Source organism: Bradyrhizobium sp. AT1 (assembly GCF_001590795.1).
GTDB lineage: Bacteria > Pseudomonadota > Alphaproteobacteria > Rhizobiales > Xanthobacteraceae > Bradyrhizobium.
Genome location: NZ_JXDL01000001.1, coordinates 3,641,326 through 3,661,041, shown reverse-complemented (window position 1 = coordinate 3,661,041; position 19,716 = coordinate 3,641,326). Strand labels below are relative to the sequence as shown.

The 19,716-nt window shown below is 64.1% G+C and carries 26 protein-coding genes; 12 read left to right on the top strand and 14 right to left on the bottom strand.

All coding sequences use genetic code 11. The features are described 5' to 3' along the window. Nucleotides 1-1,198, top strand: a 1,198-nt coding sequence (locus tag SE92_RS17100) for an adenylate/guanylate cyclase domain-containing protein (protein ID WP_198172661.1), incomplete at its 5' end; no start/stop codon positions are given. A gap of 5 nt (nt 1,199-1,203) precedes the next feature. On the opposite strand, the gene SE92_RS35895 is transcribed toward SE92_RS17100, so the two are convergent. Further along, nucleotides 1,204-1,614, bottom strand: coding sequence for a hypothetical protein (locus tag SE92_RS35895; protein ID WP_157095520.1), 411 nt, complete (start codon nt 1,612-1,614; stop codon nt 1,204-1,206). Between the two features lie 188 nt (nt 1,615-1,802). Between SE92_RS35895 and SE92_RS17095 the strand changes: the two genes are divergently transcribed. Continuing rightward, nucleotides 1,803-2,384 carry a HutD/Ves family protein gene (locus SE92_RS17095; protein WP_063196817.1) on the top strand — a complete coding sequence of 194 codons (582 nt, stop codon included), beginning with the start codon at nt 1,803-1,805 and terminating at the stop codon, nt 2,382-2,384. Between the two features lie 104 nt (nt 2,385-2,488). Beyond that, entirely contained in the window at nt 2,489-3,682 is a 1,194-nt protein-coding gene (locus tag SE92_RS17090) for an adenylate/guanylate cyclase domain-containing protein (RefSeq protein ID WP_063203594.1), read from the top strand. Between the two features lie 15 nt (nt 3,683-3,697). Here the strand turns inward: SE92_RS17090 and SE92_RS17085 are convergent, their stop codons facing one another. Next, nucleotides 3,698-4,330: a TetR/AcrR family transcriptional regulator gene (locus SE92_RS17085; RefSeq protein ID WP_063196815.1), complete on the bottom strand. Its 633-nt coding sequence runs from the start codon at nt 4,328-4,330 to the stop codon at nt 3,698-3,700. 74 nt (nt 4,331-4,404) lie between these two features. Here SE92_RS17085 and SE92_RS17080 point away from each other — a divergent pair, with 74 nt between their 5' ends. The 4 genes from SE92_RS17080 (at nt 4,405) to SE92_RS17065 (ending at nt 7,414) form a co-directional block, all read left to right on the top strand. Further along, a complete protein-coding gene (locus SE92_RS17080) occupies nt 4,405-4,881 on the top strand; it encodes a peroxiredoxin family protein (RefSeq protein WP_063196813.1) in 477 nt (158 codons plus the stop codon). Between the two features lie 28 nt (nt 4,882-4,909). Further along, nucleotides 4,910-5,584, top strand: coding sequence for an SDR family NAD(P)-dependent oxidoreductase (locus SE92_RS17075; protein WP_063196811.1), 675 nt, complete (start codon nt 4,910-4,912; stop codon nt 5,582-5,584). Between the two features lie 58 nt (nt 5,585-5,642). After that, on the top strand, nt 5,643-6,485 hold the full coding sequence (locus tag SE92_RS17070) for a DMT family transporter (RefSeq protein ID WP_198172660.1): 843 nt from the start codon (nt 5,643-5,645) through the stop codon (nt 6,483-6,485). Between the two features lie 131 nt (nt 6,486-6,616). After that, on the top strand, nt 6,617-7,414 hold the full coding sequence (locus tag SE92_RS17065) for an adenylate/guanylate cyclase domain-containing protein (RefSeq protein WP_063196809.1): 798 nt from the start codon (nt 6,617-6,619) through the stop codon (nt 7,412-7,414). Between the two features lie 11 nt (nt 7,415-7,425). On the opposite strand, the gene SE92_RS17060 is transcribed toward SE92_RS17065, so the two are convergent. Both SE92_RS17060 and SE92_RS17055 read right to left on the bottom strand, forming a co-directional pair. Continuing rightward, complete coding sequence (locus SE92_RS17060) at nt 7,426-8,427, bottom strand: NADP-dependent oxidoreductase (RefSeq protein ID WP_063196807.1); 1,002 nt, start codon at nt 8,425-8,427, stop codon at nt 7,426-7,428. Nucleotides 8,428-8,461: 34 nt separating this feature from the next. Continuing rightward, nucleotides 8,462-9,316 (bottom strand): oxidoreductase, encoded by an 855-nt coding sequence (locus SE92_RS17055; RefSeq protein ID WP_063196805.1) that lies wholly within the window; start codon nt 9,314-9,316, stop codon nt 8,462-8,464. 117 nt (nt 9,317-9,433) lie between these two features. Between SE92_RS17055 and SE92_RS17050 the strand changes: the two genes are divergently transcribed. After that, entirely contained in the window at nt 9,434-9,985 is a 552-nt protein-coding gene (locus tag SE92_RS17050; RefSeq protein ID WP_063203592.1) for a TetR/AcrR family transcriptional regulator, read from the top strand. Between the two features lie 20 nt (nt 9,986-10,005). Here SE92_RS17050 and SE92_RS17045 read toward each other — a convergent pair whose 3' ends face one another. Then, nucleotides 10,006-10,287 carry a hypothetical protein gene (locus tag SE92_RS17045; protein WP_063196804.1) on the bottom strand — a complete coding sequence of 94 codons (282 nt, stop codon included), beginning with the start codon at nt 10,285-10,287 and terminating at the stop codon, nt 10,006-10,008. A gap of 357 nt (nt 10,288-10,644) precedes the next feature. On the opposite strand from SE92_RS17045, the gene SE92_RS17040 reads away from it, so the two are divergent. Continuing rightward, nucleotides 10,645-10,857 (top strand): hypothetical protein, encoded by a 213-nt coding sequence (locus SE92_RS17040; RefSeq protein WP_063196802.1) that lies wholly within the window; start codon nt 10,645-10,647, stop codon nt 10,855-10,857. Nucleotides 10,858-10,872: 15 nt separating this feature from the next. Here SE92_RS17040 and SE92_RS17035 read toward each other — a convergent pair whose 3' ends face one another. From SE92_RS17035 to SE92_RS17025, 4 genes are all read right to left on the bottom strand, one after another. After that, complete coding sequence (locus SE92_RS17035; protein ID WP_063196800.1) at nt 10,873-11,241, bottom strand: rhodanese-like domain-containing protein; 369 nt, start codon at nt 11,239-11,241, stop codon at nt 10,873-10,875. A 184-nt stretch (nt 11,242-11,425) separates the two neighbouring features. Then, the gene (locus SE92_RS37380; protein WP_256561183.1) at nt 11,426-11,554 is read right to left on the bottom strand and encodes a hypothetical protein; all 129 of its coding nucleotides are present in this window, start codon (nt 11,552-11,554) and stop codon (nt 11,426-11,428) included. 79 nt (nt 11,555-11,633) lie between these two features. Beyond that, on the bottom strand, nt 11,634-12,095 hold the full coding sequence (locus SE92_RS17030; protein WP_063196798.1) for a universal stress protein: 462 nt from the start codon (nt 12,093-12,095) through the stop codon (nt 11,634-11,636). A 203-nt stretch (nt 12,096-12,298) separates the two neighbouring features. Beyond that, entirely contained in the window at nt 12,299-13,285 is a 987-nt protein-coding gene (locus tag SE92_RS17025) for a GlxA family transcriptional regulator (RefSeq protein WP_063196796.1), read from the bottom strand. A gap of 92 nt (nt 13,286-13,377) precedes the next feature. On the opposite strand from SE92_RS17025, the gene SE92_RS17020 reads away from it, so the two are divergent. Continuing rightward, nucleotides 13,378-14,079, top strand: a complete 702-nt coding sequence (locus tag SE92_RS17020) for a DJ-1/PfpI family protein (RefSeq protein WP_063196795.1) — start codon at nt 13,378-13,380, stop codon at nt 14,077-14,079. 54 nt (nt 14,080-14,133) lie between these two features. Beyond that, nucleotides 14,134-15,360 carry an ABC transporter substrate-binding protein gene (locus SE92_RS17015; protein WP_063921221.1) on the top strand — a complete coding sequence of 409 codons (1,227 nt, stop codon included), beginning with the start codon at nt 14,134-14,136 and terminating at the stop codon, nt 15,358-15,360. A gap of 169 nt (nt 15,361-15,529) precedes the next feature. Here the strand turns inward: SE92_RS17015 and SE92_RS17010 are convergent, their stop codons facing one another. From SE92_RS17010 to SE92_RS16990, 5 genes are all read right to left on the bottom strand, one after another. After that, complete coding sequence (locus SE92_RS17010) at nt 15,530-16,393, bottom strand: class I SAM-dependent methyltransferase (RefSeq protein WP_063196794.1); 864 nt, start codon at nt 16,391-16,393, stop codon at nt 15,530-15,532. A gap of 45 nt (nt 16,394-16,438) precedes the next feature. Then, nucleotides 16,439-16,897, bottom strand: a complete 459-nt coding sequence (locus SE92_RS17005) for a nuclear transport factor 2 family protein (RefSeq protein ID WP_063196793.1) — start codon at nt 16,895-16,897, stop codon at nt 16,439-16,441. A gap of 143 nt (nt 16,898-17,040) precedes the next feature. Beyond that, on the bottom strand, nt 17,041-17,514 hold the full coding sequence (locus SE92_RS17000) for a methyltransferase family protein (protein WP_063203590.1): 474 nt from the start codon (nt 17,512-17,514) through the stop codon (nt 17,041-17,043). A gap of 57 nt (nt 17,515-17,571) precedes the next feature. Beyond that, complete coding sequence (locus SE92_RS16995; protein WP_063196792.1) at nt 17,572-17,949, bottom strand: antibiotic biosynthesis monooxygenase family protein; 378 nt, start codon at nt 17,947-17,949, stop codon at nt 17,572-17,574. 55 nt (nt 17,950-18,004) lie between these two features. Beyond that, nucleotides 18,005-18,898, bottom strand: coding sequence for an NAD(P)/FAD-dependent oxidoreductase (locus SE92_RS16990; RefSeq protein WP_063196791.1), 894 nt, complete (start codon nt 18,896-18,898; stop codon nt 18,005-18,007). Between the two features lie 93 nt (nt 18,899-18,991). Between SE92_RS16990 and SE92_RS16985 the strand changes: the two genes are divergently transcribed. Then, the gene (locus SE92_RS16985) at nt 18,992-19,669 is read left to right on the top strand and encodes a TetR/AcrR family transcriptional regulator (RefSeq protein WP_063196790.1); all 678 of its coding nucleotides are present in this window, start codon (nt 18,992-18,994) and stop codon (nt 19,667-19,669) included. The last annotated feature ends 47 nt before the right edge of the window (nt 19,670-19,716 follow it).

Here is a 19,716-nt window from a genome sequence, read left to right as displayed (position 1 = left end):
GCTCACGTCGGGCGGCGCGGCCTACGAGGTTGCGCTGACGCCGCTGCCGTTTCCCGGCTGGTCGCTCGCCACCGTGATCCCGGAGGCCGAGTTTCTCGGACCGGTCGAAACCACGCTGCGGCGCCTGATCCTGGGCCTTGCGATCGGCGCGGTGCTCGCGGCGCTGGCCTCGGCGATGCTGGCGCGTTCCGTCATCGCCGCGCCGCTGTCGCGGGTCGTGGGCGAGCTTCGGCATGTCGAGGCCTTTGCGCTGGAGCAGGTCCGCCGCCATCCCTCGCGGCTGAAGGAGATTGCGAGCCTGTCGGGCGCGATCGCCGAGATGGCGTCCGGCCTCTCTGCCTTCCGCAAATTCATCCCGGCCGATCTCGTCCGTGATCTGCTGCGCCAGGGCGTCGAGGCGAAGCCCGGCGGCCATGTCCAGGAGCTCAGCGTGATGTTCATCGACATTGCCGGCTTCACCGGCCTGTCCGAGCGGCTGGGCGATCGCGTGGTGCCGCTGCTGTCGCGCTATCTCGACGTCACCTCTGAGATCATCGTCGCCAATGGCGGCACCATCGACAAGTTCATCGGCGACGCCGTGATGGCGTTCTGGGGCGCGCCGCAGCCGCAGGACGATCACGCCGCGCGATGCTGCCGCGCCGCGCTAGCCTGTCGCAGAGCAGTGGAGCAATCCGGCCTCACCGACGATCTCGGCCAGCCGCTCCAGATCCGGATCGGCGTCAATTCGGGCCGCATGCTGGTCGGCAATATCGGCTCGGAGCTGCGCTTGAACTACACCGTGATCGGCGATGCCGTGAACGTTGCCAGCCGGCTCGAAGGCGCCAACAAATCCTACGGCACGCAGATCCTGATCGGCGAGGCGACCGAGCGCCTGGCGCGCGGCGCAATCGTCACGCGCGAGGTCGACAGCATCGCGGTCTACGGACGGGAGGAGGGACTCTCCGTCCACGAGCTGATCGGGATGGTGAACGGGGACGCCATCGACGACGAGGCGGTCGGCTGGATCGCCGATTACGAGCGCGGCCTTGCCGCCTATCGTGCCCGGCGGTTCACTGATGCGCTCGCCGATTTCGAGGCCGTGTTGAAACGCCGCGGCCACGATCGTCCTGCCGAACTGATGCGGGACCGCTGCCGGCAGCTCGCATCGGCAGCGCCCGACGCCGCCTGGCGCGCCGTCGCGGCACTGGCGACGAAATAGCGGCGTCATCGAGATAAGGCGAATAACAGCACGAGAAGTCCAACGAATAGCAGCATGCCCATGAGCGAAGAGAATAGAGAAGACCCGCCGCGGGCTTGAGGGCTTTGCAACGATTGTGCTGCCGGGGCAGGAGATTCATCCTCCGAAGCTGGTGCTTCCACCAAAATAGGCGACGCAAAACGCTCAAGGGGAAGCAACAGATAATCTCGTTGGCTTGCGACTTCAGCTGCAAACTCCTTGGCTTGACGCGCGTACCTGAAAGCCGCGGTGTGCGAATGCGCGTTTTCAGCCATTTTTCCTGATTTGATCAGGTGTCGACCGCCAACGATGATGACTTGAAAAATGTAAAGATGGCCTTCAGGAACGTGGCGCAAGTGGATTTCGGTGAAATCGCTTCTCTCAATAACTTTGAACATAAGGGAATCTCCACGAGGCGGAGCCAAAAAGACGTCAATGAAATGGTGCAATCTTAGCGTGTGACGCAAAACGTGTCATCAGTTTGCATGCAAGATCCGGTGATCAGGGTTGACGTCCCTGACTATTGGAGGCCCAACTGGACGGCATACTGTCACGCGCACGATGCCATTCCGGACGAGCCAGGATCATGAAAACCACGCTGCTGAAACCTGACGACTACACCCGCTCGCCCTGGAAGAACGGCGGCGGCATCTTCACCGACATTGCGGGCGCCTGGCGCGCCGAGGCGGCGAAGGATTGGAGCAGCCTGCTCTGGCGCTTTGCGAGCACGCCGATCGTGGCGCCCGGTCCGTTCTCGCATATGCCCGGCATCGACCGGCTGCAGATGGTCGTCGATGGCCGCGGCTTGGTGCTGAAGTCGCCCACGCAGGAGTTCGACGAGCGTGAACCTTTTACGACGGTGCGCTTCACCGGCGAGATGGAGATCGTGACCGCGCTCGAAGCCGGCCCGGTCGAGGTCGTGAACCTGATGGCCCGGCGCGGCGCGGCGGAGATCGAGCTTGTCGCTCTTCGCGAGCCCGGCGCACGGGAGCTTGCCGCCGGCACACATCTGGTTTACGCCGCGCGCGGCGATTGCCGCGTTCGCCTCGATAACGAGGAATTTTCACTTTCGCACGAAGACACGTTGAGGGTGGAACTTGCCGCGGCCTCGCAGCTCGCGCTGGTGTCGGGGCTGGCGGTGCTGGGCTCGATCCGGCTGGTCGGCTAGCGCGATCACTCCTTGCGCACAATCCGGGCAATCGGCCAGGTTGACGGCGCGAACTCGGAGCACGATATGTGCTCGCGATGCACACCGCCGCTGAAGGGCAGACGATGACCGCGCCGCCGACCAACAATGTCCCCACGCAAGCCGACGGCGTCATCGACTGGCTGACCAACGGCACCCGCGACGAGCGCTTTATCGACAACATCTTCGCGCAAATGTGCATCCGCTTGCAGCAGGCCGGCATTCCGCTGAAGCGGTCGACGCTTCACGTCCAGATCAATCATCCGCAATGGCTCGGAGCCCGGATGATGTGGTCCGACGGCATGACGGGCGCGGAGATCGCGCGGGTGGATTACGACGTCCGCGAGCGCTCCGAATACATCGGCAGTCCCGCCAGCGAGGTCATCGAGGGCGCCGCCGAGCTTCGCGAGAATCTGGAACAGGATGCCACGCTCGGCCGCAAGCACGCCATCTACGGCGAGATGCGGGCCGCCGGGCTGACCGACTACGTCGCCTGGCCGCTCTATCACACGCTCGGCAAGCAGCACGTCGTCACCTTCGCCACCGACCGGCCGGGCGGCTTCGAGCCCGCGCATATCGCCGCGCTCAAGAAGCTCCTGCCGGTGCTGGCGCTGGTCAGCGAGATCCGCATCAAGAACCGCTTGGCGCGAACCCTGCTGGAGACCTATGTCGGCTCCCATGCCGGCGAGCTCATCCTGGCCGGCGCGACCCGGCGCGGCACCGGCACGACCGTGCGCGCCGCGATCATGATCTGCGATCTCAGGGACTTCACCAAGATCTCAGACAATTGGCCGCGCGACGACGTCATCGATCTCCTCAACGATTATTTCGACGCGATGTCGGAGCCGATTGCCCGGCATGGCGGCGAGATCCTGAAATTCATCGGCGACGGCCTGCTCGCGATCTTTCCGCTGCAAGCGCCCGACGCCTGCGCGAACCTGCTCCGTGCCGTGACAGAAGCCCGGCAGGCCATGGCGGCGCTGAACGAGCGGAACAACGGCACGGGCCGCGCGCCGCTGAATTACGGCATCGGCGTCCATGTCGGCGACGTCATGTACGGCAATATCGGATCAACCAGCCGGCTCGACTTCACCGTGATCGGCCCCGCCGTCAACATGGCCTCCCGTCTCGAGGCCCTCACCAAGCTGTTGGGGCGGACGGTGCTGCTGTCCCGCGACTTCGCGGAGCTGGTGGAGCCGAAGTTCGAGCTGGAGCATGTCGGCAAGCACGAGGTGCGCGGCTTCAGCGATCCGATCGAGCTGTTTGCGTATCACGGCTGAAGCGGGCATTGCCGGCTAGAGCTTCAGCCGCGTCGCGACATGCTCGATCGCCATATCCAGCGCCAGTTCCAGAGGCCTCGTCGATCGCAGGGTTTGTGCGAGCAACAATCCTCCCTGCAGGCTGGCGAGCATCGCCTCCGAAAGCGCCTCTAGATCGCTGGCAGGCGTCTTCCCGGCCCGCGCCTGCATTCTCGCGAATGCCGCTTCGAAATAACCGGCCCAGCGCGCAAAACTTTCCGCCAGCGCCGCACGCGTGCGCGGGGTCTCCGAAAGTTCGGCCGCCAGCGAGCCGAGCGGACAGCCTCCGGCGCAATTGGTTTGCTCCGTCAGCTCGACGACGGCGTCGCGCCAGCGGCGAAGTCCGGCGAGAGAATTGAGCTTGCGCAACAGACCCTCGTGAGTGCCCAGCACGCACTCGGCCTGTCGCTGGATCACCGCCAAGACCAGCTCATCCTTGTCGGCGAAGTAGTGATACACCTGCGATTTGCTGGCCTTGCTGGCCTCGATCACCGCATCGATCGTCGTGTTCGCGGCGCCTCGCGCGCGCACCAGCGCCGTTGCCGCATCGACGATGCGCGCGCGTGTTGCCGCGCCCCGTGCCGTCTTCGGCAACGCGGTCTTGGGCAATGCAGTCACGTTTTTGTTCATGGCCGTCACCGTACTTGACAGGGAGTCGGCTGGCAAGTAACTGGACTAAATAGTCCAATTTGGAGCAGGCGACAATGTCTCGTCTCAACAATGGCGATGCCTTTCCGCCCCTGACGCTCGATACGGTTGCCGATGGCACGGTCTCCGTCGTGCAGTACCTGGCCGGTCACTACGGCGTCATCCTGATGTATCGCGGGTCATGGTGCCCGTACTGCAACGCGCAGCTTTCGGCCTTTGCGCGCGCGAAAGAGAAGCTCGATGAGCTCGGGATCAGGGTCGTTGCCATGTCCGTCGACGACAAGATCGACGCCAGCGCGCTGGTCGAAAAGCACCGGTTGAATTTTCCGGTCGGCTACCGCGTCGATGCCGACAGGGTCGCCGCGGCGACCGGCGCTTACGTCAACGATAGTCCACGCTACCAGCAATCCACCGGATTTGTGCTCGATCCCGACGGAAGAGTCGTCACCGCCGTCTATTCCAGCGGTGCGATCGGGCGGCTGGTCGCCGAGGACGTGATCGGCCTCGTTCGTTACGTGAAATCCAAGGCATGACGTCCATTCAAATCCGGAGGGTTCGGACATGAACTCGCATCAGGTTGCCGTCGTTGTCGGCGCGGGTGCCGGATTGGGCAACGCGCTCGTGACACGCTTTGCGGATGAGGGCATGCGCGTCGCCGCGTTGTCGCGCAGCGGCGGCGCGGGTCAGCCGCACCGCGATCAGGTTCGCGGCTACGCCTGCGATGCCACGATCTCCGGACAAGTCAAGGAGGCGTTTGTACGCGTGAGGAGCGAACTCGGGCCGCCATCCCTGGTCGTGTTCAATGTCGGCATTTGGGACCAGGGAGGGATCCTCGACATCTCCGAGGATTTGTTCGAGCAGGCCTGGCGCACGGGTTGCTTCGCCGGGTTCCTGGTCGGCCGCGCGGCGGCGGCGTCCATGCTGGACAGCGGAGGCGGCACCATCATTTTCTCCGGCGCAACCGGATCGATCCGCGGCGGCGACGGATTTGCCGCTTTTGCTTCGCCGAAATTCGCCCTGCGCGCGTTGGCGCAGGCGATGGCGCGTGAGCTCGGCCGAAAGAACATTCACGTCGCGCACGTCATCCTCGACGGCATGATCGCGCGGGAGGACGATTCCTCGGGGACCCTGCTCCAGCCTGCGGCGATCGCGGAGAGCTACTATCAATTGCATCGGCAGGCCCGCAGCGCGTGGACCCATGAGATCGACCTGCGGCCGTCCAGTGAAAGATTCTGAATCGCCGGCGGCCGCATCCGCCGGGGCTGTGGCCCCAAGGCCGCGCGACTGGCTGCTGTTGCTGTCGCTGGTGTTGATCTGGGCGGCCAGCTGGCCTGTGATCAAGATTGGCGTCGGCCAGATTCCGCCGATCTGGTATGGCTGTCTCCGCTACGCGATCGCGGCGCTCATCCTGTTCGGCCTCCTGACCGCGCGGGGCGAGTTCGCCCTTCCGCCGCCGTCCGATCTTCCCTTTGTCGTCGTTTCGGGCGCGCTCCAGATGGCAGCGTATTCCGCGCTCACGGGGCTCGCGCTGACGATCTTGCCGCCTGGGCGCGCGTCGGTGCTGGCCTTTTCCACGCCGATCGTCGTCGCGCCGCTTGCGGCCTGGCGGCTGGGCGAAGATCTGAACCCGCGGATGGTGGCGGGCGTGTTGATCGGATGCGCAGGAACCGCCGTGATCGCATCACCGTCCTTCACCGCCATCGGCAAGCAGACCATCGCCTATGCCATGCTGATGACCGCCGCAACTGCGTGGGCCGTTACGATCGTGACTGTCCGGGGGCATCGCTTCGCGTCGTCGGCGTTGAGCCTCGCCCCCTGGCAGATGCTGATCGCGGCAATCCTGCTCCTTCCCATGGCCGTTTCTGTCGAGGGCACGCTGCCGGCGATATCGCCGCTCGGCGCGGCCACGCTCGTCTACGTCGCGCCGGTCGCAACCGCGTTCGCTTACTGGGCCGTGGTCGAGGCCGGACGCCGCTTTGCCGCAAGCACCATGTCGATGGCGTTGCTGGCCACACCCGGCATCGGGCTTTTGATCTCGGCAGCGGTGCTGAAGGAGCCGATCAACGCGTCTCTCGTCATGGGGGTGGTTCTGACCGCGGCCGGAATCCGTCTGACGATCGCGACGAAGCAGGGCTGACGATCGAGATGATCTGTATCGAGATCGAGCCGATGCCTGGCGAGGGCGCAGCTCGTCTGTTGCCAATGCGGGAATGTGCAACTACGCTTCAGTTCGACCAGCCCTCGGTCCTGCGATCAGCCACACCTACAATGCCCAAATTCCTGCGCATCGGAATCCATCAGTCGAACGTATCCGGGTACACGTCGAAAGCGTGGTGTGTCAGGCGCGTTGGTTCGGCGGTCTTCCTGAAGTGGGGCGCCGTGGAAGTGCAGGGCGCCGGCGATGGACGAAAGGTCTCCTGGACGCGGCTGCCGCAGGAAAAGACGATCCGCTGCGGCACGGCGCAGAAGGCCCAGGAATATACCAAGGCTGCGATCGCGAGGCGACGCAGCCATCGCTATGAACCGCTGACTGGGCCGATCTCGCCCCGGCGCCGCGCAGCCGACGGTGGCGCCGAGCTCAAGCAGGCGCTGGCCACGATCCTGATCGTCGACATCGTCGGCTCCACCGCGAAGGCCGCCAAGCTCGGCGATGCGCGCTGGACCAAGGTGATGGGCCACTACTACGCCGCCGTGCGCAAGGAGTTGAAGACGTGCGGCGGCAAGGAAGTCGTGACCACGGGCGACGGCGTGCTGGCCACCTTCAAGAAGCCCGTAACCGGCATCGCGTGCGCGACCGCGATCCAGAAGGCGGTGCGCACGCTGGGTCTCGAGATCCGGATTGGCTTGCATGCCGGCGAATACACCATCAGCGCCGGCGAAATGGTCGGCCTCGCCTTCCACATCTGCACCCGCGTTGCGGCGAAGGCGCGTGCCGGCGAGGTGCTGGTGTCGAGCGCGGTCAGGGAGCTGATGAAGGCGCAGTCTGCGATCAGCCTGAAGGATCACGGCGTGCACCGGCTCAAGGGCGTGCCGGAAAGGTGGAGGCTTTGGCGGGTCGAGGGGTGAGGGCTCCGCCGTCACCTCATCTGGACCACGACCTTTCCCTTGGCTCGTCCTTGCTCGAGATAGGCAAGCGCCTGTTTGGCCTGGTCGAAGGGAAACACCTTGTCGATCACCGGTCGGATGCGCTCGGTTGCGAGAAGCTCGCCGATTTCGGCGAGTTGCGCGCCGTCGGGTCGCATGAACAGGAACGAATATGTCGCGCCAGCCTTGCGGGCCTTGCGAATGATCTTCCAGCTCAGCAGGCCAAACAGCAACACCATGAAGACGTTCATCCTCCGTCCGCGCCCGAACGCGGCGTCTGGCGGACCGATGAGCGAAGCAATCCTGCTCCCCGGCGTCAGAATCCGTAGAGATTTCTCGAGCGCATCGCCCCTGACCGTCCCAAGCACGGCCTCGTAACCTCGCAGCACCTGCTCGAATTGCTGTGTCTTGTAGTCGACCACCTCGTCAGCTCCGAGGCTACGCACCAGGTCGACATTTGCGGTGCTGGTCGTCGTCCCGACTTTTGCTCCAAGATATTTTGCGAGCTGGATCGCAAAGGTACCGATGCCGCCCGCGCCCGCGGGGATGAACACCTTCTCCCCGGGCTTGAGGTCTATCCTCTCCTTGAGCGCCTGCCAGGACGTCAGGCCGACCATCGGGATCGAGGCCGCCTGCACGAAGTCCAGGTTTGCGGGCTTGAGCGCAGCGGCACTCTCCGGCACGCGCGCGAACTCGGCGAGTGCGCCCGTTCCGAGGTCGAAGATGTTGGCGAACACGGCGTCGCCCGGCCTGAAGCGGGTCACGCGGCTTCCCACCTCGACGACGACGCCTGATAGATCACTGCCCAGCGTGGCCGGCAGATCGAACTTGAGGATGGGCTTGAATGCCCCTTTCGGAATCATGTTGTCGATCGGGTTCAGGCCCGCGGCGTGAACCTGGACCAGAATTTCATCGGCCGCGGGCTTCGGCCGGGAGATCTCGGCCAGCACCACCTGGTCGGGCGCGCCGTACCGTTTGAAGATCAGAGCTTTCATTTTCTCCTCACGGTCCAAAGGTTCTTCGACGCCGTCAGAAGGCCCGGGCGGTGCGGGTGGTTGCTGGTGCCGGCGTATCGAGCCGCAGGTCTTTGCGAAGCCCGGCATCCACCAGGTTCGCAGGCGCATATCGGCGGAGGAAGCGCAGGCGCTTCGCGAGCTTGCCGGCGGAATATCGGAGTTTTGGGCGCGCTGCGCTCGCCGCCTCCAGCACGGTCTCGGCCACGACACCGGGCTGTTCGGCCGTAGCCATCACCTCGATCACCCGCCTGGCCACGCCGGTCCGCGCCTTGTCATAGGCGTCGAGCTTGGCGTCGGGCTCCATCAAATTCGCGTCGAACGGCGTCTTGGTATAGGCGGGCTCGACGACCGCCACCCGGATGCCCCTCGTGCGCAGCTCATGGTCGAGCGATTCCGAATAGCCGGCCACCGCGTGCTTGGTCGCCGCATAGAGCGCGCCGTAAGGCATCGGCAGAAAACCAAGCACCGAACCGATATTGACGATCCGCCCATCGCCCTGCCGCCGCATGTGCGGGACGACGGCACGCGTCATCCGGACCAGTCCGAAGAAGTTGGTCTCGAAGATCGCTCGTGCCTGCTCGATCGAGCTCTCTTCCGCGCCGGCCGGAGCGACGCCGAAACCGGCATTGTTCACCAGCAGGTCGATGCGGCCTTCGCGCTGCATCACTTCGCTGACCGCGGCTTCCACGGATTCGTCGCGGGTCACGTCGAGGGCCAACATCGCGAACGACTGGTTGCCGCCTTGTGCCCCCCGTCTGCTGGTGCCGTAGACCTCGTAGCCGGCCTGCGCGAGCCGCGCCGCCGTGGCTTCCCCGATCCCGGACGAGGCGCCCGTCACGAGGGCGACTTTTGGTTTCAACTTGGTCATGAGCTGGTCTCCGATGCGGCCCGGGCCCCGTAAAATGTTTTGATTACGATCGTAACTAATGATATACATGACGATCGTAATGATAATTGTCAAGGGCCAGTGCCCGAGGACCAGTCCATGCGCGTTTCCAAGGAACAGGCCGCCCAAAATCGCGAGCGCATTCTCGATGCCGCCGCCCTCCTCCTGCGGGAGCGGGGCATCGCTGGCGTCGGTGTCGACGCCCTCGCCGAGGCGGCCGGGATGACACACGGCAGCCTGTACAGTCAGTTCGGCTCCAAGGAGCGACTGGTCGAGGAAGCGGTCGGCCATGCGATCAGCGCCAAGGCGAAGGAATTGCCCGAAGACTTCGCGCTCGACGACTACGTTTCGGAATACCTCTCGCCGGCCCATCGCGACGCTCCAGCCAGCGGCTGCCCGTTTGCGGCCCTGGCTTGTGAGGTGTCACGCCAAACGAGCGGCGTGAGGGAGCGCTTCACCGTCGGTGTGCGAGGCGTGATCGCGCTCCTGAGGAGCCGCATGCCATCTGCATCGAAGCCGCGGCAGCGCGACGACCGGGCGATCGTAACCGCCGCCTCTATGGTCGGCGCCCTCGTGCTCGCCCGCGCGGTGAGTGATCCCAAGCTGTCGGACGACATCCTTCGCGCGACGAGGGACGCAATATTGAAGTGAGACGTCGAATGCGGCGCGCCTCAGCCGGCCGGATCGGCGCAGTCGCATTTCGGGCAGCGCCCGTCCGCGGCGATGGCGAGCTGGCGTCCGATCTCGTCCCTGAGGGCGTTGCCGTCGAATGCGGTGCCGTCGCTCCCGAGGACGCGTTTGGCGCGTTCGTAGGCATGGCTCTCGGCGGCGTCATCGCCGACGCGGATGACGACCTCGTCGTGGAAAGGGCAGACCGTGGTGGCACGCGTCGTCTCGAGCGCGTAGCGCACCAATGCGGTCAGATCATCGAGCTTGGCGGATATGGATATCATGGCTGCTCTCCTGAGCGAGGCAGTCGCGGTTGTGGCCTTGCGCGATGGTGGCCTGTGCGCGGCGGCGGGTCGTGCGGACCGTATGACACCGTCGGGCCGGTTCTATCGAACCTGCCGGCGAAGCCGCCCGTCTGGAGCCGGCTGCCTGATCGCGATCGCCCTGTCTTCGAAGCGGCGCCCGGAGTGCCTAGGAGTCCGGGTTCCGCTTCGTTCGGCAGCGGAGCGACAAGTCGCCCGATGCCGCACACAGCATAGCCGCCCGAAAACCGTTCGCCTTGACCCATCGCAAATATGGGAAGGCCCCTAAGGAATCGTCCGCAATATCGCCGGCGGCGGTTCGGGAGCATAGAGTAGGATATGCAGCGCCAAGTCCTCTTCAGGTGCCCGCGCACCGGCATAAACGTCCAGCATCGGATTGATGACGAGCGGCCCGAGCATTTCGAGCCGGCGGACAGCTATGTGGCCGTCAGGTGCCCGTCCTGCATGTCGCTGCACTTCGTCAACAGCACCACCGGCAAGCTGCTGGGCGAGCGAAGCGACCAGCCCCACGCCATGCCGCGTTCCGCCTGATCCGGCGGGCGCGTCCTATTTTTCGACCGCGCCCGTCCAGTCCTTGAAGCCACCGAGATTGTAGACCTTGTCGTAGCCCATATCCTTCAGCAGCTTGCCGGCCAGCGCCGACCGGCCGCCGGACGCGCAGTAAAGAATGACGTTCTTGCTCTTGTCGAACGCCTTGTCGTGGGACGGCAGCTCAGGATCCGCGCGGAATTCCAGCATTCCGCGCGAGACATGCACGGCGCCTGCGATCTTGCCGCTGGCGGCGACCTCCGGCGCATCGCGCACGTCGACAACGAGCGTGTTGCCGCTCCTGATCATCTCGGCGGCCTGATCCGACGTGATCTTGGGAACCGCCGCGTTCGCGGCTTCGATCATTTGCTTGACGCTGGTGGGCATGGAGTCTCTCCGTTCGTGCTTCCGGGCGGACGATAGCACATTGGCGGTGCCTTGCCTCATCCGGTTGGAGGAGGATGGGATGCCAGGCACGAGAGCCGCTTCGTCGCGCGTCAGGCGACGGCTTGCCTGACATGCGCCCGTCGTGGCCGGGCAACCGCATGCGCCAGCGGTTGTCAGCGCAACGTCACCGCACGCCCGTGCCTTTGCAGCGCTGGCACTTCACCACCTTGTCGCCCTTCTTGACCAAACCTTTGCCCTCGCAATTCTTGCACTTCTGCTTCTTCTTGATGTTCGGGCCTTTTTCACTGGTCATGACATTCTCCTGCCGCCAGACAGGCGGCCCTGCGCGGTGCCCGGCGAAATGGCGGAGCGATGCGAAGAGAGTCCTACACTCATGCCGGCTTCGGCACCACCAGCACCGGTACGCTTCCGTCCACCAGGACCTCGGATGTCTGGCTGCCTAGAAACAGCTTCCTGAGGCCGCGGCGCCCATGCGAGGCCATGACGATCAGGTCGCATCCCCTGGACTTTGCCGTTTCGATGATCGCGGTCGCCGGATGCGCATTGGGAACATGCAGAAGTTCTGCAGGCGTCCCGATCTGCTCCGCCATCGCGCGCGCGTCATCGAGCACCTTGTCCGCGCGGGCCTTGCAGGCTGCGTCGAAGCTGTCGACCTCGTCCTGCGTCGGGATCCATCCCGAGGCGTGTCCGCTGCCATAGTCGACCGGCAGCGCTTCGGTCACGGTGATGATCGTCAGCCTGGCGTTCAGGGCCTTCGCCAGGGCGATGCCGTGCTCGACGCCTTTTCGGGCGACGTCCGATCCATCCGTGCTCAAGAGAATGTTGGCATACATCCGCCGGCTCCCTTGCTCGTCGAACAAAGTGATGCCTGGGGAGTATGGTCCGACAGGCGCCGTGGGTCCATGCGCTTGTGTTGAGCTCGGCCTCGATCTCAGCGGATCGAAAGGTCGCTGTCAGAGGAGATCTGCATTTGATTCATAAGCCTGCGAACTTCGAAGGCGAACCGAACTAATCGCACGCCGGCAATCCTCCGCCCTTACTGCGGCCGCCCCTGAGAGAACCGGACGCGATAATCCTGCGGCAGCACATTGAGGCGGCGGCGAAAAGCACGCCGCAAATGCTCCTCGCTTTGAAATCCCGCGCGGGCGGCGATTTCCTTGATGCTCGATGCGGATTCTTCCAGCGCCCGGCGGGCCGCTTCGACGCGCAGCTCTTCCACCGCCTTGCCCGGCGTGCGGCCGGTCTTCTGCCGGAAGACGCGCGCGAAGGTGCGGGGGCTCATGCCCGCTCTTTCCGCCAGGCTCTCGACACGCAGATCGCGGCCGAGATTGTCCTGCATCCATGTCGCGATATTCTCGAACGCTCTGTCTTCGGATGATTGCAGCGACAGCGGCACGCTGAACTGGGCCTGCCCACCGGGGCGCTTGAGAAAGACGACCATGCGCCGCGCGACGCGCATGGCTTCGCCGTGTCCGAGATCATCTTCCAGCAGCGTGAGCGCGAGATCGATGCCGGCTGTCACGCCGGCGGACGTCCAGATTCCGCGGTCGTGAACAAAGACGGGGTCGACCAGGACCGAAACGTCGGGATGTTGGGCGCGCAGCAGGTCGCAGGAGCTCCAATGGGTGACCGCGCTTCGTCCGTGAAGCAGGCCGGCCGCGGCCAAAACGAACGTGCCGGTGCAAACGGAGCAGACACGCCGGATATTCGGCGCGGCTGAACGAAACCAGTCGACCAAACCGGCCTCGGCAGCAGCGCGATGGACGCCGGGGCCACCACCCACGATGAGGGTGTCGATGTTCTTGCGGGCGCAGTCGGACAGTGCGGTTGTCATCACCTCGAGGCCGGACGAGGTTTTGACCGCTCCGCCCTTCAACGAGCAGATCTGCCAGACATAGGGCGCGCGTCCAGCCTCCGATGTTTCGCAGGCGAGCTCGAAAGCCTGCAGCGGCCCGGCGAAGTCGAGCAGCAGGCAATCCTCGAACAGAACGAAGACGACACGGCGAACGGTTGAACGAGCCATGGGCAAGCCTTGGCAGGAATTGCGTGTATTATGACATTTCGGCAAACCGGCGGGCCTGTCAACATGCGTTTGTTCAGCGAGAGGAGCGATGCATGTCCGGCAAGCGGATCGAGATCGGAATTTTGTACTATCCGGGGATGACCCAACTGGATGTCACCGGGCCTTTCGAAGTCTTCGCCCGCCTGCCGAACGTTCGGGTGCATCTGCTGTGGAAGCGCATAGAGCCCGTCGTGAGCGACGTCGGCCTGCCGCTGCTGCCGACCACGACATTCGCCGACTGCCCGGATCTCGACGTGTTCTGCATCGGCGGCGGGCCGGGACAGGTCGACACCATGGACGACGACGAGGTGATCGCCTTCGTGCGCGAGAAAGGTGGATCGGCGCGCTACATCACCTCGGTCTGCGCCGGCTGCCTGATCCTCGGCGCGGCGGGACTCATCGACGGATACAAATCGGCCTGCCATTGGCTGATGAGCGACCAGCTCGCCGCCTTCGGCGCGATTGCCGTCGACGAACGCGTCGTGGTCGATCGCAACCGCATTTCCGGCGGCGGCGTGACCGCAGGGATCGATTTCGGTTTCAAGGTCGCGGCTGAACTCTGCGGCGAGGATGTCGCGAAGAACCTCCAGCTCATGCTGGAGTACCAGCCGCAGCCGCCGTTCGATCTCACCGTGCAGAATGCACCACCCGAGCTGATTGCGCGCATGCGCGCGGACGCCGAACCTTGGCTCCGCAAGCGCGCAGCGGCAGTCCAGAAGGCGGTCACGAAACTCAAATCAAGAGTGGCCGCTTAAGCTCGCTCGTCAACGGGAGGGAAGCCCCAACGTCATCTTTGGAAAGGTACTCGCATGGCCTGGAACTGCCGCGTCGCGACACTTCTGATCGTTGGAGCTTTCATCGGATCGTACCTCCCCGCCGGCGCGGGCGAACTCTCCGGCGGCGTGGTCCGGATCGGCATCATCAACGACCAGACCGGACCGCTGTCCGACTTGTCGGGACCGGGCTCCGTCACGGCCGCCAAGATGGCGGCAGAGGATTTCCAGAAGCAGGTCCCGTCGATCAAGGTCGAGATTGTGGCCGCCGACCACCAGAACAAGCCGGATATCGGCGTCGGCATCGTCCGGAAATGGTTCGACGTCGATGGCGTCGACATGGTTGCCGACGTGTCGAACTCCGCGGTTGGACTGGCCATCCAGTCGCTGGCACGCGACAAGAACAAGATCGCGGTCTATGCGGCGGTGGCGACCACCGAGCTTGCCGGCAAGCAATGTTCGCGAACCGGGCTGGCCTGGCTGCACGATTCCTACAATCTGGTGTCGGGGCCGATCCGCACGCTGGTCTCGCAAGGCTACGACACCTGGTTCTTCATCGCGGCCGATTATGCGTTCGGCAAGAACATGGTGTCGGAATCGCAGCGCGTGCTCGCGCAAGCCGGCGGCAAGTCGCTCGGCGCGGTGTTTCACCCGATCGGAAACGCGGACTACAGCTCTTTCATCCTGCAGGCAAAGGCGTCGGGAGCCAAGATCATCGCCTTCGCCAATGCCGGCGAGCAATTGGTCACCCTGATGAAGCAGTGGAACGAATTCGGCATGAATGCGGGCAGCCAGAAGCCCGTGGCTGAACTGATGTTCATCAGCGATGTTCATGCCATGGGCCCGGACATCGCCAAGGGCCTGACGACGCTCACGGCCTGGTACTGGGCCTTGAACGAAGAGACCCGGGCCTTTGGCGAACGCTTCTACAAGCTTCGCGGCACCATGCCCACGGCGCCGCAGGCCGCGGTGTACTCCGGCGTGAGCCATTATCTGAAAGCCGTCGCGAAGGTCGGCACCGATGCAACGGATCCCGTGCTGGAGACCATGCGTTCGACCCCCGTCGACGATTTCTACGCCCGGGGCGCGAAGCTGCGCGAGGACGGAAAGCTCGTGCACGACTTCTATCTCGTCCAGGTGAAGAACCCGTCCGAGGTCAAGTCGAAATGGGAATACTACAACGTGCTCGAAAAGGTCCCGAGTGGCGATGTTTATGCGCCCTTGGCGGACAGTGAATGCCCGCTGGTCAAGCCGGGGCATTGAGAATGTGGCGACCATTGCAAGCGACCACCGCAGCGGTTGCTCATTGCGCTGGCTTGCATCGAACTTTGCCCGAGCGCACCGAGCTTCTTGCATCGTCCCCTCCCGGGGGTGGCGCGATCCTTGAACGGGCCGCTCGGATGATCTCTGAACTGGCCGCGCAAGGCCACGTTCAGCTTGCCGGATTGCGCGCCGTGACGATCCACGTCGTTCTGCCGATCATCACCGATCGCTCGCCGGGGCAGCCCGCGAAGGCGGCGCGAACCGCGGCCGATGCGCGGGCGCGGATGTCGTCGGGCTGACCAGCGAGCACGCGCGACAGCGGGCCGACCTCGAACGTCATCTTCACCGCCTCGTCGATCGCCGCGTCCCGCGTCGCGCCCTCGCCAAACGGGATGGAAGCATCGAAGGGCGCGAGAGCGATGTCGGTGAAGCCGGCCGCCGTCAGGATGCGAGCCACCCGCCCCCGGTCGCCGAACGAGAATGGGCCGGGCGCTTCGGGATCGGGCGGCGCCGTCGGCGGGACGATGCCTTTGATCGCATCCATCGGCAGGCGCACCCAATCGTTCTCGGCCATGCTGCGCCAGCAGACGAAAGCGACCCGCCCGCCCGGCTTGAGGGCACGGCGCATATGAGCGAACGCCGCCGTAGGATCGTCAAAGAACATCACTCCGAAGCGCGAGAACAGGATGTCGAACACACCCTCGGGCAACTCGGCGCTGCTGGCGTCGGCCACCCTGAATTGGAGCGGCGTATCCTGTGGCGCAAGCGCGCGCGCTCGGCCGATCAGCGCTTCGGATATGTCCACGCCCAGCACATGGCCTGCCGCGCCGACGCGGGCGGCCAGAGCCAGACTCGACGCGCCCGCACCGCAGCCGATGTCCAGCACGCGCTCGCCCGTCGCGGGCGCGGCGGCTTCGATCGCGGCCTGGCCGAACACCGCCGCCATGGCGTCGAGCCGGGCCTGGTAGGCGACCCAGCGCTCCCCGCTTTGGCCATTCCAGCCGGCGACCTGATCAGCATTTTGCTCTTCCATGCCACACCCTTGTTCTGATGGCGGCATCACACGGATGATCCCGCGTTAGCTCACGATTGGTCCAGCCGCAGCTTCATCCAAACCGGCACGAGCTTGGATCGCGAGGCTTCGTTCTGCAGCCTGCGAGTCGAAGTATTCCTCAATCGAATGAACCTTGCCCCATCGCAACTTGAAGACGTGGACGCCCCTGTTCACATACGAGCTTTGGCCGTCCAGTAGCCTCGCGTTGGCCCGCCACTTGACGAACACCGTGGTCTTCCATGGCCAACCCGTCACCTCGACCTGCTCGATATCGATGAGCAGCTTCGGGAAAACACGGCCCATGCGCTCGAACCACTGCTTTACCGATTGCTTTCCATGTCGCTCACCTCCCAACGCATGATCTCCGGCAACCCAGTGATACGCGTTCGGTGTCAGGCCCTTTGCAGCGTCATCCCAACGCTGGTTGTTGACATGATCGAAGCTCCTGCGGATCTCTTTCTTGACGATTAGTTTGTAGACCATTGATGCACCCTGTTGTTGGATAGCCGACGGCCCTGCAAGACGGATGGATACTTTCCAGATACTGAAGGCTGCTCGGGGTAACGACAGCGATCTGTTGGCAAAGCTGCTGACGGGCGGCCGCGCAGAGGGCAGCGGCGCAATCGTCAGAGCCAGCGGCGAACCTCGGCCTTGTAGCGGTGGTAGTCGTTGCCGAACTTCGCTTCGAGATAGCGCTCCTCGCGGGCGATCACCTGCGTCTGGATCGCGATCAGCACCAACGGGAGCAAGGCGAAGGCGATCGGTCCGTCGAAGCCGATTGCAAGGCCGGCATAGATGAGTGCCATGCCGAGATACATGGGATTGCGGGTCCACCGATAAGGGCCGGTCGTTGCGATGAAGGTCGTCGGCTGCGACGGCGGAACGTTGGTGCCCAGCCGTCGGAACAGCCCCGCCGCCGCAAGCATCATCGCCGCGCCCGCAACGAACAGCAGCGCGCCCGTCGCGACCAGCAACCGCCAGTCGACGCCGAAAGAGCTGGGGGTGACGAACCGCTCTGCCGCCAGCCCCAACAGCAGTGCTCCCAGATAGACGAAGGGCGGAGGGAAGCGCACACCCGCGCTGTCGGGTTCGACGGCCATGCTCATGCTCCGATCTACGCTCTAAAACCAGCACCGCGCCTTGCCATATTTCCGGAGTCAGGCCGTGCAAAAGCCGGGGACGGCGACCTTTTGGAACAGGTGCGGGCGGGCTACGACCGATGACGGATATGCCGGAAGTTTCGCGAGGAACTCGGGATCAGTGAAGGCGGCGCGGACCGTCTCGGTGGATTCCCACACCACATAGTTCAGGTAAGTCGGGCTATCGCCGATCGCTCGGTGCAGTTGCATTGAGATGAAGCCCGGTTGCTTCGTTATGATCTCGGCAGCCGCCTTGAAAGCGTCCAGGAAGCCCGCTTCGTCGGCGGAATCGACCATGAAGAGGTTGATGAGCACGACAGGCGCGGCCGCGATACCGAGTTGGCGCTCAAACGGAAAATTATCGTCGAGCGGCTTGAATGGCTTGAAGACGGCCATGGTGGTGCTCCCTTCTATGCGAAATTGAAACTGGCATGACCGATGCTGCTTGCTCTCAAACCACCATCGACTGCTGGGCGAAGATACCCGCCATCGCGCCCTGCGATGATGCCTGGGTGACCGAGGGCAAGAAGGGCGTGGCGAGGTCGCCGGCGGCGTAGATGCCGGGCATGCTGGTTTGGCGGCGCTCGTCGACCTTGAGGACGATGCCGACGGGCGTAGGCACGGTGGCAAGGCCCAGTGATTCATGCAGGCTTGCGGACGGCTTGGTGCGCGGATTGGCGAACAGGATGTCGACCGCGACCTTGTGGCCGGTCGCGAGATTGACGGTGGCGATATGGCCCTTGTGATGGGCGATCTCGACGATCCGGCCATCGACAACGGGGATGTTGCGGCGCGCCAGATCGGCCTGGATATCGGGCGGAATGTCGTGACCATCGGCAAAGACAGTCAACTTGTCGGTCCAATCGAGGAACAGCCTGGCCTGATTGTGCGACTGCGGGCTGGACCAGACGAGGCCCCAATGCCGGCCGGCGACTTCAAAGCCGTCGCAATAGGGGCAGGGCACGATCGACGTGCCCCAGCAATCGGCGTAGCCCGGAACATCAGGCATCTGGTCGGCGACGCCATAGCTCAGGATCAGACGCCGCGCCCCATGGCTTTCGCCCTCGGACGTGAGGACGTTGAAATCGTCGATGGTGCCCGAGACGCTGTGGGCCCGGGCCCTGACCAGCTTGATCGTGGGATAACGCGCCAGCTGCCGCCGCGCCTCGGCCAGGATGTCCAGCGGCGGCTTGTGGTCGTGGCCGAGCAGACCATGCGAGTGGCCGGCGAAGAGGTTGCGCGGCAGGCCGGTATCGAGAACGGTGACCTTGCGGCGGGCACGGCCGAGCTGCAGGGCGCCCGCGAGACCGGCAAAGCTGCCGCCGATGATGATGACGTCATCCATGATGATGGGCTCCCACACACTGGCTTGCGCATTTAAGGTACTGCGTGGTATCGTAATGTCAGAATTGGGATACTGTCAAGTACTGGAATTGTCGTGACCGAAAACAGACAGGGCCGGCGCGGCCGGCCCGCCAACGAGGCGCTTGGCCAAACCATCCTCGATGCCGCGAGCGAACTCTTTGTGGAATTAGGCTTTCAGGCGACGACGTTGGACAAGGTCGCGCAGCGGGCGAAGATATCCAAGCTCAGCATCTACAGGCACTTCGAGAACAAGGAGGCGCTGTTCAGCGCAGCCATGGCGGCCGGCTGCCATGAGTTTGCCCAGGCCCTTTTTGAAGGCGTCGATGGTTCGGCCGAAGATCAACTCATAGCGGTGGGATCATCCCTGCTTCGCACGCTGTTGAAGCCGGAAGTCCGCAATGTCGAAGCCATGATCATGGCCGACACGACAAATCAAAAGTCGTTAAGCAAGCTCCATTACGAAGCCCGCCCCGCCCATATCACCGCCCAAATCGAGGCCCTGTTGTGTCAGATGCACGCGAAAGGTCTTCTGAACGTCCCCGATCCTCTCCAGTCCGCCCGCTTGTTCGCCGCGCTTTTCAAAGGATCCGATCTCCTGATGATCGCACGCTTCGATCAGGCGAGAGCAGAGGACGACGACGAAATCGAATCCTATTGCCGGTCGGCCGTCGCCATGTTCATCGCCGCGCACGGCGGCAAGGACCGCGCGGGGGGATGTTTGCCGGCGGCAAGGTCAAAGAACAAGAATTGATGGGAATGTAAAAACGCCTGAATTCGGAGGGTTGCACTTTTATCCAC